Genomic DNA, 12708 nt, shown 5'->3' with positions numbered 1-12708 from the left:
GGTTGGGCTAGGCGGCTCCGCCGGGGACTACCAGGCCCGTCTCGTAGGCGAGGATGACCAGTTGGGCCCGGTCGCGGGCGCCCAGTTTGGCGAGGGCGCGGGTGACGTGGGTCTTGGCGGTGAGGGGGCTGATGACGAGTCGTTCGGCGATCTGGTCGTTGGAGAGGCCGGTGGCGATGAGGCGGGTGATCTCGCGTTCGCGGGGGGTGAGGACGTCGAGGCGTTCGGGGGTCTCCGCGGGCGCGGCCGGGCGGTGGGCGAACTGCTCGACGACCCGGCGGGTGGCGCTCGGGGAGAGCAGGGCGTCGCCCGCGGCGACCGCGCGGACGGCCTGGCGCAGGTCGTCCGGTTCGATCTCCTTGGTGAGGAAGCCGCTGGCGCCGGCGCGCAGGGCGGCGAAGACGTACTCGTCGGTCTCGAAGGTGGTGAGGACGATGACCCGGCACCCCGCCAGATCGGGGTCCTCGGCGAGGACACGGGTGGCGGTGAGGCCGTCCGTGCCGGGCATGCGGATGTCCATGAGGACGACGTCGGGGCGGACCGCGCGGGCGGTGCGGACGGCCTCGTCGCCGGTGCCGGCCTCGCCGACGACCTCGATGTCCCTGGCCCGGCCGAGGAGGCTGCGGAAGCCGGCCCGGACGAGGGCCTGGTCGTCGGCGAGGAGCACCCTGATCGTCATGACGGGAAGCCTGGCACAGGGATGACGGCCCGGACGAGCCAGCCGTCCCGGTCGCCGGGCCGCCCGGCGGTGAGCTCGCCGCCGAGCGCGTGGACGCGTTCGGCCATGCCCCGTATGCCATGCCCCGGGGTGACGGGCGTATCCGGCTGCGGCGGGCCGTCGTCGGTGACGGTCACCTCGACGCGGGCGTCGCCGATGTGGACGGTGACCTCGGCCCGGGAGGCGCCGGCGTGGCGGGCGGTGTTCGTCAGGGCCTCCTGGACGACGCGGTGGACGGCGAGGGAGGCCGGGGCGGGGACGGCGGCGGGGTCGCCGGTGGTCTCCAGGCGAATGTCGAGGGCGGGCGTGCGCATCCGCTCGACGAGGGCGGCGAGTTCCGGGACCCCGGCGGCGGGTTCCTCCGAGGACGGCGGGGACTCGCCCGGTTCGCGCAGGACGTGGACGAGGGCGCGGAGGTCGCGTACGGCGGCGGTGCGGACCTCCTGGGCGGTGGCGAGGGCGGCGCGGGCCTCGGCCGGGGAGTCGTCCAGGGACTCGGTGGCGACGCGGAGCTGGAGGCCGACGACGGTGAGGGTGTGGCCGACGACGTCGTGGAGTTCGCGGGCGATCTCCAGCCGGGCCTCCGCGATCCGGCGGCCGGCCTCCAGGTCGCGTGCGCGGGCCTCCCGGAGCAGCCGGGCGTCGCGTTCGGCGCGCCAGCGGAGGCGGTCGCGGTAGGCGGTGGCGGCGGCGAGGAGCAGCGCCAGCCACAGGGCCTCGGCGCCCAGCGAGGCGAGGGCCTCGCGGAGATCGGTGCCGGAGGTGGGCACCTCCCAGCTCGCGGCGAAGGCGAGTTCGGTCAGGCCGATGCCCACGGCCCAGCGCAGGCCGGGGCGGCCGGGGCGGTCGTCGGCGGCCAGACCGGCGTACGCGACGGAGGCCGGCCACACCCAGCCGATGTCGGTGAGGCCGGAGCTGCGGAAGACGATGACGGCCTGTACGGAGAGGAGCAGGACGGCCAGCGGCCAACGGCGGCGGGCCAGCAGGAGCAGGCCGAGCCAGAGGGCGAGCGGCAGGGCGCCCCCGGCGTCCAGGAGTCCGCCGAAGCGGGCCGTGCCCGCGAGGACGGCGACGGCGGTGACGGCCGCGAGGAGCCAGTCCACGGGCCGCACGGCGCGCGGCGCGGCGACGGCACGGGCGAGCGGTCGGTCCATCGGGCGATCATGCACGACGGCCCCGCTCCCCGGCACCGGTCGCGACGAGCGCGAGGGCGACCCAGCCCAGGTCGGCGGCGATCACGAGCCGTTCGGCGAGGCCGAGGAGGGTGGGGGCGCCGCCCAGGCCGAGGGACGGGCCGCCGTCCATGACGTCGGCCAGGAAGACGGCGAGGGCGACCGTGCCGAGGAGGGAGGCGGCGGTGAGGGTGTTCAGCGCGGTGCGCAGCCGGGGGTGGGCCGTCGTGAGCGTGCGGCGCAGGAGGAGGGCGGCCACCGGGAGGGCGGCGAAGGCGAGGAAGGCGGCGTTGCCGTGGACGAGTTCGGAGGTGGAGGGGCGGTGGTGGTGGCCGGGCGGGTCGGCGGGGAAGACGCCCGCGATCAGGACCCCTACGGCCCACACCGCGACCGCGACCCGGCCGGCCCCGCCCCGGAGCCGTACCGCGAGGAGGGCGGAGGCCGCGCCCGCGGCCAGGAGGGCTGCGGGGAGGAGGGCGCCCGCGGTGCCGTGCGCGTACCGGCTGAGGGCCTCGCTCACCAGGTCGTAGCCGGGATTCAGCAGCTCGACCGCCGTCATCGCCAGCGCGCCGAAGCCGAGCAGGACGAGCGGGGCCCGCACCCCCGAGCCCGTCGTCCCACCCGTCCCACCCGTCCCCGTCGTCCCCGTCGTCCCCGTCGTCCCCGTCGTCGTCATCCCGTCCTCCTTCTGCTCGTGCGGCTCCTGGCCGTTTCCGGTGGGCCAGAAGTTACGGAGAGGGGAGGGGCGGGCGCGTCGTCCGAGTGCGGTGGTCCTGGTGTACGTCGGAGGGTGGCGGCGGTTAGGGGTTCTGCACCGTTCGGTGTACGGGGCGGGGCAGCCAGACGGCGATCAGGACGGCCGCGAAGAGGAGGATGCCGGTCGAGACGCGGAAGGCCATGGCGTAGCCGGGGACCAGGTAGGAGGCGTCCGGGGTCCCGAACATGGAGAAGTCGGGGCCGGAGGAGACCGAGGTGGCGGCCGCGACCGTCGACAGGGTGGCGAGGCCGAGGGCGCCGCCCATCGTGCGGGAGGTGTTGACCAGGCCGGAGACGAGGCCCGCGTCGCCGGGCGCCGCGCCGGAGGTGGCGAGGGTGGCGAGGGGCGTGGTGGCGAGGCCGATGCCGCCCATCATGAGGATGCCGGGGCCGAGGATCGTGGTGAGGAAGGTGCCGTCGGCGGTCATCGTGGACTGCCAGGCGAAGCCCGCGGCGGCGACGAGGACGCCGGTGATGGCGAGGGCGCGGGCGCCGGTGACGGCCATCAGGCGGGGCGCGGCCTTGGAGCCGACGAGGACGGCGAGCGAGCTGGGGACGAGCGCGAGACCGGCCTGGAGCGGGGTGTAGCCGAGGACGTTCTGCGCGTACACCGTCATGAAGAACCACATGCCGAAGGAGCTGGAGCCGCAGAGCATGATGCCCACGTTGGCGGCGGACACGGCCCGGTTGCGGAAGATGCCGAGCGGGACGAGGGGTTCCTTGGTCCGCCGTTCGACGGCGACGAAGACGCCGAGGAGGGCGAGGCCGCCGAGGAGCGGGAGGAGCGTCGCGGCGGAGGTCCAGCCGGCCATCTCCGTCTGCACGATGCCGTAGGCGAGGGTCGCGAGTCCGGCGGTGACGAGGACCGCGCCGGGCAGGTCCAGGCGGCGGCCGGTGGCGGTACGGCCCTCGCGGAGCCAGAGCGCGGCGGCGGCCAGGATGACGATGCCGATGGGGACGTTGACGAGGAGGACCCAGCGCCAGTTGAGCAGGTCCACGAGGAGGCCGCCGACGAAGCCGCCCGCGGCGCCGCCCGCCGCGCCGACCGCCGTCCAGGTGGCGATGGCCCGGGTGCGGGCGGCGCCGGCGGGGACGGCGGAGGTGACGAGGGTGAGGGTGGCCGGGGAGAGCGCCGCCGCGCCGAGGCCCTGCACGGCCCGCGCGCCGATGAGGTAGGCGCCCTCGGGGGCGATGCCGCCGACGACCGAGGCGGCCGTGAAGAGTCCGAGTCCCGCCAGGAACATGGTCTTGCGCCCGTAGAGGTCGGCCGCGCGTCCGCCGAGGAGCATGAAGCCGGCGAAGGCGATCGAGTAGGCGTTGAGCACCCACTGGAGGCCGAGGGTGCTGAGGTCGAGGTCGGCCTTCATGGAGGGCAGGGCCACGTTCATGACCGACACGTCGAGGACGACGAGGAACTGCCCGGCGCAGGCGACGAGGACGACGAGCCAGGGGCGGGGGGTGCGTATGGAGGGGCGGGTCGAGGTGGATCCGGTGGCGGAGTCGGTCTGCGGCATGAATGTCATGGTCGCAGACGGGCTCCGCCCCGTACATGCGGAAAGAGTCCTACGACCTGCGCAGGAGCGTCACCACCGCCGCGCCGCCGAGGCCGATGTTGTGGGCGAGGCCCACTTGCGCGCCGGTGACCTGGCGGGCGGCGGCCTCGCCGCGGAGCTGCCAGACGAGTTCGGCGGCCTGGGCGAGGCCGGTGGCGCCGAGGGGGTGGCCCTTGGAGATGAGGCCGCCGGAGGGGTTGACCACCCACCGGCCGCCGTAGGTCGTGGCGCCGGACTCGACGAGCTTGCCGGAGGCGCCCTCCTCGCACATGCCGAGGGCTTCGTAGGTGAGGAGCTCGTTGACGGAGAAGCAGTCGTGGAGCTCGATGACGTCGACGTCCTCGATGCCGAGTCCCGAGGTCTCGTAGACGCGCCGGGCGGCCTCCCTCGACATGGGCCGCCCGACCGCGTCGATGCACGACCCGGAGGCGAAGGACTCGCCGGTGTCGGTGGTCATGGCCTGGCCGGCGATCTCCACGGCCCGCCCCTCCAGGCCGTGTTCCGCGACGAAGCGTTCGGAGACGACGAGGGCGGCGGCGGCGCCGTCGGAGGTGGGCGAGCACTGGAGCTTGGTGAGGGGGCGGTGGACGGTCTTGGCGGCGAGGATCTCGTCGACCGTGTAGACGTCCTGGAACTGGGCGTTGGGGTTGCGGGAGGAGTGCAGGTGGTTCTTGGCGGCGACGGCGGCGAGCTGCGCCTCGGTGGTGCCGTACCGCTCCATGTGCTCGCGGGCGGCGTTGCCGAAGATCTGGGCGGTCGGCGGGGACGCCTCGAAGCCGTGGGCGGCGGCCATGATGCCGTAGTGCCGGGCCACGGGTGAGGTCTTGAAGTCCCCCCCGGCGCCCGCCCCGCCGCCGAGGGAGCCCTTGCTCATCTTCTCGAAGCCGAGGGCGAGGACGCAGTCGGCGATGCCGCCCTCGACGAACTGGCGGGCGGTCATGAGGGCGGTGGAGCCGGTGGCGCAGTTGTTGTTGAGGTTGTAGACGGGCAGTCCGGTGAGCCCGAGTTCGTAGACGGCCCGCTGGCCCGCGGTGGACGCCTGGAAGCAGTAGCCGACGGCCGCCTGCTTGACCTTCCCGTACGGGATCCCGGCGTCGGCGAGGGCGGCGGTGCCGGCCTCGCGGGCCATGTCCCAGTACTGCCAGTCGCGGGTCTCGGGCTTCTCGAACTTCGTCATGCCGACCCCGACGATGTACGACTTCATGGCGTGCCCTCTCAGTCCCTGGGGAGGCCGAGCAGGCGCTCGGCGACGACGTTGAGCTGGACTTGCGTGGTGCCGCCGGCGATGGTCAGGCAGCGGGCCATGAGGTGTCCGTGGACGGCCGCCGCGCCGGGTCCCTCGCACACGGCGCCGTCGGGGCCGAGGAGTTCGAGGGTGAGTTCGGCGGTCTTCTGCTGGTGGAGGGTCTGGACGAGCTTGCGGACGCTGGCGCCCGCGCCCGGTTCGAGTCCGGACACCTGGAGGAGGGTGGTGCGCAGGCCGATGCAGGCGAGGGCGTGGGCCTCGGCGAGGAGGGCGCCGGTGCGGGCGCGGACGGAGCCGTCGGCCTCGGCGGACGCCTTGATGAGCGCTTCGAGGCCGGTGTCGAAGACGACCTGGTCGGCCATGTGGACGCGTTCGTTGCCGAGGGTGTTGCGGGCGACCCGCCAGCCGTCGTTCACCTCGCCGACGACGGCGTCGGCGGGGAGGACGGCGTCGTCGAACCAGACCTCGTTGAAGAGGGAGTCCCCGGTGATCTCCTTCAGGGGGCGGATGTCGATGCCTGGGGTGTTCTTCATGTCGACGAGGAAGTACGTGAGCCCCTGGTGCTTGGGCGCGGCGGGGTCGGTGCGGGCGAGCAGGATGCCGTGGTCGGCCCACTGGGCGGCGCTCGTCCACACCTTCTGCCCGGTGATCCGCCAGCGGCCGTCCTCGGTGCGTTCGGCGCGGGTGCGCAGGGAGGCGAGGTCGGAGCCGGCGCCGGGCTCGGAGAAGAGCTGGCACCAGCGCTGTTCGCCGCGGAGGGTGGGCCCGAGGTGGCGTTCCTGCTGTGCGGGGCTGCCGTGGGCGAGGAGCGAGGGGACGACCCAGGTGGCGATGCCGAGTCCGGCGACGGTGACCCCCGCCTCGTCGAGTTCGCGCTGGACGGCGAGCTGCTGGAGCGGGCCCGCGCCGAGGCCGTACGGCTCCGGGAGGTGCGGAGCGGCGTAGCCGGTGGGGGCGAGGGCGCGGCGTGCGGCGGCGGGGTCGAGTCCTGCGGCGGCGGCGACGGCCTCGCGGGCGGCGGCGCGGTACGGCTCGGCGGTGTCCGGCAGGTCGAGGCGGAGGCCGCGGCGCAGTCCGGTGGCGGCGTGCCGGAGGGCGTCGAGCCGGAAGCGGTCGCCGGTGCCGAGGAGCTGGCGGGCGACTACGGCGCGGCGGAGCAGCAGGTGGGCGTCGTGTTCCCAGGTGAAGCCGATGCCGCCGAGGATCTGGATGCAGTCCTTGGCGGTGGTGTGGGCGGCGTCGAGGGCGGTGGCGGCGGCGAAGGCGGCGACGAGGGGCCGGGCGGGGTCGTGGCCGGCGCGGGCGGCGTCCCAGGTGAGGGCGCGGGCCTGTTCGAGCCGGACGAGCATGTCGGCGCAGAGGTGTTTGACGCCCTGGAACTGTCCGATGGGCCGGCCGAACTGCTCGCGGGTACGGGCGTGTTCGGCGGCCGTCTCGACGGCGCGGGCGGCGGTGCCGCAGGCGTCGGCGGCGAAGAGGACGGCGGCGAGGTCGTGCACGAGGCCGGTGTCGAGGGCGAGGACGCGGTCGGCGGGCACGTGGAGGGCGGCGGCGGTGACCTCGGCGGTGGGCCGGGTGGGGTCGGCGGAGGCGTGCGGCCGGACGACCAGGCCGGGGGCCTCACCGGAGGCGTCCCCGGGGGCGGCAGCGGCGGTGGTGTCCACGGCGAGCCAGACGGTGCCGTCGGCGGTGGCGGCCTGGAGGAGGAGCAGGTCGGCCTGGGCGGCGCCGAGGACGGGGGGCGCGGTGCCGTCGAGGAGGTACCCGGTGTCGGTGCGTACGGCGGTGAGGGTGCCGGGTCCGCCGAGGGCGACGGCCCCGATCCGGCGCCCCTCGGCGAGGTCGGCGAGGAGCGCGCCGTGCGCCGACGGGCCCGCGCGGTGCAGGAGTTCGGCGGCGAGGACGGTCGGGAGGTAGGGCCCGGGGAGGAGGGCGCGGGCGGTCTCCTCGACGACCACGGCGAGGTCGTCGAGGCCACCGCCCCCGCCGCCGTACTCCTCGGGTACGTGGATCCCGAGGAGGCCCTGCGCGGCGGCGGCCTCCCAGTACCCGGGCCTCCCGGCGGGCGGCTCGGGCGCGTCGAGCCACCGGCGGAGCTCCTCGGGGGGTGCGGCGCGGGTGAGCCAGGCGCGGACGGACCGGGCGAGGTCCCGCTGTTCGTGCGTGATGGCGATACCCATGGCGCGCAGACTAGAACACGTTCCATTCTGACGGAAGGTCAGATACAGGGTGAGATACGGGTTCGGGTACGGTTCGGGTACGGGTTCGGGTACGGGTTCGAGTCCAGGCTCGGATACGCAGCGGATCCCGCGCCCCGCAGGCGGTCACCCCTCCTCGTCCACCCCCTCGCCCGCTCCCTCCGAAGGCGACGCCGGGGCCGCCGGCTTCGACAGCAGGATCGCGCGGGCCTGTTCGGCCGAGCGGATGATCTCCTCACCGACGAAGTCCATGAAGCGGGCGACGTTCTCCAGGCGGGTGGCGGCCGGGGTGCCGGGGCCGAGGACGGCGACGCCCCGGCGGGCGATCTCGACCATCTGCTCGTTGGCCCTGGCGGAGGCGATCATCGACTGGTACCAGAGCTCGTCGTCGACGATGTACCGCTCGCGGCGCCGGTCGTCGCGCTCGCGCCGGATGAGGCTCTGACTCTCCAGGAAGGCGATGGCCTTGGAGATGGAGCCCGCGCTGACCTGGAGCCGCTCGCCGAGTTCACCGGCGGTGAGGCTGCCCGCGTCGGTGGCGTAGAGGGCGGCGAGGACGCGGGCCGTCATGCGGGGCAGACCGCCCTGGATGAAGACGGTGGCGAACGCCTCCTCGTAGTCGCGCACGGCCGCCGCGTCGCGCCCGTCCCCGCGCGTGGCCGCCGGGGTGTCGCCGCCGGGCCGCCGCCTGCGGGCGCGCCCCTCGGTGGCGCGGTGGGCGAGGTCGGGGCGGTAGGCGGTGGGGCCGCCGTTGCGCATCACCTCGCGCGTGACGGTGGAGGTGGGGCGCTCGAGCCGCCTGGCGATCTCCGCGTAGGCGAGCCCGACGCCCAGCCCCAGCGCGATCTGCTGACGTTCCTGCTGGGTGAGTCGGCCTCCCGGCATCGCGAACTCCCTTTCCCTCGTCGCATGCGTGCGTGATGACGCGGTCAGCATAGCGTTCACTCGCCTGTCATTGCAACGTGATGGCATATGCCGTTGCATCAATTTCGATTCTATTGCAACGAAATCTCTTCTCTGACCTGCGAAAACAACATTCCTATGCAACGAAGACGTTGCCACACCTTGGAAAGCAACGTAGCTTTTCTCATGTCGGAAACGCCGACAAGCACTCCAGAGGAGCAGTCACCATGCAGACCTTCGCCACCACCGCCCCGATCGCCACCGTCGTCGCCCTCCCCGCCGGCCACCTCCGCTTCATCGCCGCCGACCGCGCCGACGCCACCGTCGAGGTCCGCCCCGCGAACCCCACCAAGAGCCGCGACGTCAAGGCCGCCGAGGAGACCGCCGTCAGCTTCACCGACGGCGTCCTGCGGATCACCGCCCCCGAGGCCAAGAACCAGATCTTCGGCCAGACCGGCTCCGTCGAGATCACCGTCCAGCTCCCCACCGGCTCCTCCGTCCAGGCCAAGGCCGCCGCCGCGGACCTGCGCGGCGTCGGACGCCTCGGTGACGTCACCTACGAGGCCGCCCAGGGCCCGGTCAAGCTCGACGAGGCCGCCGCCGTCCGCCTCACCCTCCAGGACGGCGACATCAGCATCGGCCGCCTCGCCGGGAACGCCGAACTCTCCACCGCCCGCGGCGACCTGAAGATCGCCGAGGCCGTCGCCGGAACCGTCGTCCTCTCCACCCAGGCCGGCTCCATCGCGGTCGGCGCCGCCCGCGGCACCTCCGCCACCCTCGACGCCGGCACCACCCTCGGCCGCATCAGCAACACCCTCCAGAACGCGGCGGGCACCGGCGCCGAGCTCACCATCCGCGCCACCACCGCCCTCGGCGACATCACCGCCCACAGCAACTGACCGCGCACCGGCCTCCGCACACGACAACCACAGCCACAACCACAGCCACAGCCACAGCCACAGCCACAACCACAACCACCGACGAGGAGCACCCGTCATGACGAACCCCGCCATCACGGCGAACGGTCTGCGCAAGTCGTACGGCGACAAGGTCGTCCTCGACGGCATCGACTTCCACATCCCGGCCGGCTCCGTCTTCGCCCTGCTCGGTCCGAACGGCGCGGGCAAGACCACCGCCGTGAAGATCCTCTCCACCCTCGTGACCGCCGACGACGGGCAGGCGGCCGTCGCCGGCCACGACCTGGCCACCGACGCCCACAAGGTCCGCGCCGCCATCGGCGTCACCGGACAGTTCTCCGCCGTCGACGGCCTCATCACCGGCGAGGAGAACATGCTCCTCATGGCCGACCTCCACCACCTCCCCCAGCAGGAAGGCCGCAAGGTCGCCGCCGAACTCCTCGCCCGCTTCGACCTCGTGGAGGCGGCCAACAAGCCCGCCTCCACCTACTCCGGCGGCATGAAACGCCGCCTCGACATCGCCATGACCCTCGTCGGCAACCCCCGCATCATCTTCCTCGACGAACCCACCACCGGCCTCGACCCCCGCTCCCGCCACAACATGTGGCAGATCATCCGCGAACTCGTCGCCGACGGCGTCACCGTCTTCCTCACCACCCAGTACCTCGAAGAAGCCGACGAACTCGCCGACCGCATCGCCGTCCTCAACGGCGGAAAGATCGTCGCCGAAGGCACCGCCGACGCCCTCAAGCGCCAGATCCCCGGCGGCCACGTCCGCCTCCGCTTCACCGACCCCGACGCCCATCGCAGCGCCTCCGACGCGCTGCGCGAGGCGGCGCGGGACGACGAGGCGCTGACGCTCCAGATCGCGAACGACGGCAGTCAGCGGGCGCTGCGCGCGCTGCTCGACCGGCTCGACACGGCCGGCATCGAGGCGGACGAACTCACCGTCCACACGCCGGACCTCGACGACGTCTTCTTCGCCCTCACCGCCACGCCCGCCACCTCCGCCACCACCACCGTCCCCGCCCAGCCGAAGGAGGCTGTCCGATGAGCACCCTGTCCCTCGCCGTCCGCGACTCGTCCACGATGCTCCGCCGCAACCTCCTGCACGCCCGCCGCTACCCCTCCCTCACCCTCAACCTGCTGCTCACCCCGGTGATGCTGCTCCTGCTCTTCGTCTACATCTTCGGAGACGTGATGAGCGCGGGCATGGGCGGCGCGGACCGCTCGGCGTACGTCGCCTACCTCGTGCCGGGTCTGCTGCTGATGACGATCGGCTCCACCGTGATCGGTACGGCGGTCTCCGTCTCCAACGACATGAGCGAGGGCATCATCGCCCGCTTCCGGACGATGGCGATCCACCGCCCGTCGGTCCTCGTCGGGCACGTCGTCGGCAGCGTCCTCCAGTCCGTCGCCAGCGTCGTCCTCGTCGGCGCGGTGGGCGTGGCGATCGGCTTCCGCTCGACGGACGCCACGGCACTGGAGTGGCTGGCCGCCTTCGGCCTCCTGGTCCTCTTCGCCCTGGCGATGACCTGGATCGCGGTCGGCATGGGCCTGATCAGCCCCAACGCGGAGGCCGCCTCCAACAACGCCCTCCCGCTGATCTTCCTCCCCCTGATCTCCAGCGCGTTCGTCCCGATCGCCCAGATGCCCGGCTGGTTCCAGCCGATCGCCGAGTACCAGCCCTTCACCCCCGCCATCGAGACCCTCCGCGGCCTCCTCCTCGGCACCGAGATCGGCCACAACGGCTGGCTCGCCGTCGCCTGGTGCGTCGGCCTGGCCGTCCTCGGCTACATCTGGTCGACGAAGACCTTCAACAAGGACCCGAAGTAACCAAGGCGCCGGCCCGACCCGGCACCCACCTCCCACCCCCCGGGGCGGCGCACTCCGAGATCAACCCGGAGCACGCCGCCCCTCCGGCATTCCCCCGAAGCACCGCTCCGCCGTCCATGACGACGGGGCGCACGACCTGCACCTCCACGCGCGCGTGCGGGGCGAGTGAGCCTCAGTCCTCCGTCGCGCCGACGCGGATCCGCAGCGGGTCGCAGCCGACGCGCTTCGCCTCCGCGGCGACGTAGCCGGGGAGGAGGGCGGTGGTGAGGTCGTAGGGGTGGCCCTGGATGTTGTCGGACTGCTCCACCAGGAAGATCACTTCTCCGGAGGGGCAGTCGGCCTTGTAGGCGGCCCGGTTGGCGTTCACGGAGCCGAAGCCCTTGTCCTCGCCGTCGGTGACCTCTGCACCGCCCCTCAGGGCGCTCGTCATGAAGAGGTTCACAAGGCCCGGGTGGGTGACGGTGGTCAGCCGCAGCCGGGGACCGTAGCCCTGACCCGCGTCGCACACCCGGATCAGGGCGTCGTCGCCGCTCTTGCGGTGCCGGTCGAAGGGCACCCCACCGCCGGGCGGCGGCTTCTTCGCGTACGACGCGGGCAGGTGGAGCCCCTCGACGCCGCACAGCGGTTCGCCGGCCGCGCGGTCCTCCTCGACGGTGTCGCCGAGTGTCGCGGGCGGGGCCGGGAGGGTGGCGGAGCAGCCCAGGGACCGGAGCACGGTCGCCGCCGTCTCGACGACGGCACGGCCCATCGCGGTCCGCCGGGCGTCGCCGCCGTCCTTCCCTGCCCTGTCCTCGTCGGAGTTGGCCGGGCCCATGGCCAGGTCGACGACCACCGGGCCGTCACCGTGGAGTTCACCTGTGCAGCGGGGGGAGAGCGCCAGCCACGCGCGCGTGGTGGAGGCCATGCCCGGGAGGTCCTTCCCGAGCGGGGTCATGAAGGGGTTGAGGAACTCGGCGGGCCAGTCGTGGGCGTCCGTCCCGCGCAGACCGTCGAGCCGGTGGACCCGGACGGTGAGCTGGTCCTCGTAGAAGTACTTCCCCTGTTCGGTGATCCGGCAGGCGCCGAGTGTCGCTTCCCTCCGGCCCTGCATCAGCCGCTGCTCCTCGACGTGGAGCCGGGCGCCGTCGAAGAGACCCTTGAGCGTCTCGTCGCCGAGAGCGCCCCAGCACGGCGCCGCCTTCGCCTCCCGGTCGAGCGCCCCGGTCCCCCAGGCGGTCAGGACACTGCCCAGCAGGACCCCGGCCAGCCCCGCGACGACGACGTTCCGCACGCCCCGCCGTCGCAGCACGCGCCGTACCCGTAGGGCGCGCCCGCCTAAGGGTCCCCGCTCCCTCTCGCTCCTCACGCCGCTCCTCCTCGCACTGTCAGTGGGCGGTGCCACGATAGCCACGAGAGCCCGAGAGACGATC

At 73.5% G+C, this 12708-nt stretch carries 11 protein-coding genes; 3 read left to right on the top strand and 8 right to left on the bottom strand.

Going from position 1 to position 12708, the window contains the following annotated elements; translation table 11 throughout:
* Positions 1 to 7: 7 nt before the first annotated feature.
* The 7 genes from ACFXMG_RS07980 to ACFXMG_RS07950 form a co-directional block, all read right to left on the bottom strand.
* Positions 8 to 679, bottom strand: coding sequence for a response regulator (locus ACFXMG_RS07980; RefSeq protein ID WP_383820348.1), 672 nt, complete (start codon positions 677 to 679; stop codon positions 8 to 10).
* A complete protein-coding gene (locus tag ACFXMG_RS07975; RefSeq protein WP_383820346.1) occupies positions 676 to 1872 on the bottom strand; it encodes a sensor histidine kinase in 1197 nt (398 codons plus the stop codon). The genes ACFXMG_RS07980 and ACFXMG_RS07975 overlap by 4 nt, the downstream gene beginning before the upstream one ends.
* Before the next feature lie 7 nt (positions 1873 to 1879).
* The gene (locus ACFXMG_RS07970; protein WP_383820343.1) at positions 1880 to 2566 is read right to left on the bottom strand and encodes a DUF998 domain-containing protein; all 687 of its coding nucleotides are present in this window, start codon (positions 2564 to 2566) and stop codon (positions 1880 to 1882) included.
* 124 nt (positions 2567 to 2690) lie between these two features.
* Positions 2691 to 4169, bottom strand: coding sequence for an MFS transporter (locus ACFXMG_RS07965; protein ID WP_383820341.1), 1479 nt, complete (start codon positions 4167 to 4169; stop codon positions 2691 to 2693).
* Between the two features lie 40 nt (positions 4170 to 4209).
* On the bottom strand, positions 4210 to 5403 hold the full coding sequence (locus ACFXMG_RS07960; RefSeq protein WP_383820338.1) for a lipid-transfer protein: 1194 nt from the start codon (positions 5401 to 5403) through the stop codon (positions 4210 to 4212).
* Between the two features lie 11 nt (positions 5404 to 5414).
* Entirely contained in the window at positions 5415 to 7625 is a 2211-nt protein-coding gene (locus ACFXMG_RS07955) for an acyl-CoA dehydrogenase (RefSeq protein ID WP_383820335.1), read from the bottom strand.
* Positions 7626 to 7769: 144 nt separating this feature from the next.
* Complete coding sequence (locus tag ACFXMG_RS07950; protein WP_383820331.1) at positions 7770 to 8528, bottom strand: MarR family transcriptional regulator; 759 nt, start codon at positions 8526 to 8528, stop codon at positions 7770 to 7772.
* Positions 8529 to 8773: 245 nt separating this feature from the next.
* On the opposite strand from ACFXMG_RS07950, the gene ACFXMG_RS07945 reads away from it, so the two are divergent.
* The 3 genes from ACFXMG_RS07945 (at position 8774) to ACFXMG_RS07935 (ending at position 11299) form a co-directional block, all read left to right on the top strand.
* Positions 8774 to 9445 (top strand): DUF4097 family beta strand repeat-containing protein, encoded by a 672-nt coding sequence (locus ACFXMG_RS07945; protein ID WP_383820328.1) that lies wholly within the window; start codon positions 8774 to 8776, stop codon positions 9443 to 9445.
* Between the two features lie 97 nt (positions 9446 to 9542).
* Complete coding sequence (locus ACFXMG_RS07940; RefSeq protein ID WP_384338757.1) at positions 9543 to 10517, top strand: ATP-binding cassette domain-containing protein; 975 nt, start codon at positions 9543 to 9545, stop codon at positions 10515 to 10517.
* Entirely contained in the window at positions 10514 to 11299 is a 786-nt protein-coding gene (locus tag ACFXMG_RS07935; RefSeq protein ID WP_383830376.1) for an ABC transporter permease, read from the top strand. The genes ACFXMG_RS07940 and ACFXMG_RS07935 overlap by 4 nt, the downstream gene beginning before the upstream one ends.
* A gap of 172 nt (positions 11300 to 11471) precedes the next feature.
* Here ACFXMG_RS07935 and ACFXMG_RS07930 read toward each other — a convergent pair whose 3' ends face one another.
* Complete coding sequence (locus ACFXMG_RS07930) at positions 11472 to 12587, bottom strand: hypothetical protein (RefSeq protein WP_383830374.1); 1116 nt, start codon at positions 12585 to 12587, stop codon at positions 11472 to 11474.
* Positions 12588 to 12708 lie beyond the last annotated feature (121 nt).

The sequence above is a fragment of the Streptomyces sp. NPDC059201 genome (assembly GCF_042754585.1).
In the GTDB taxonomy this organism is placed as follows: domain Bacteria; phylum Actinomycetota; class Actinomycetes; order Streptomycetales; family Streptomycetaceae; genus Streptomyces.
This window is presented reverse-complemented; position numbering and strand designations above follow the sequence as displayed.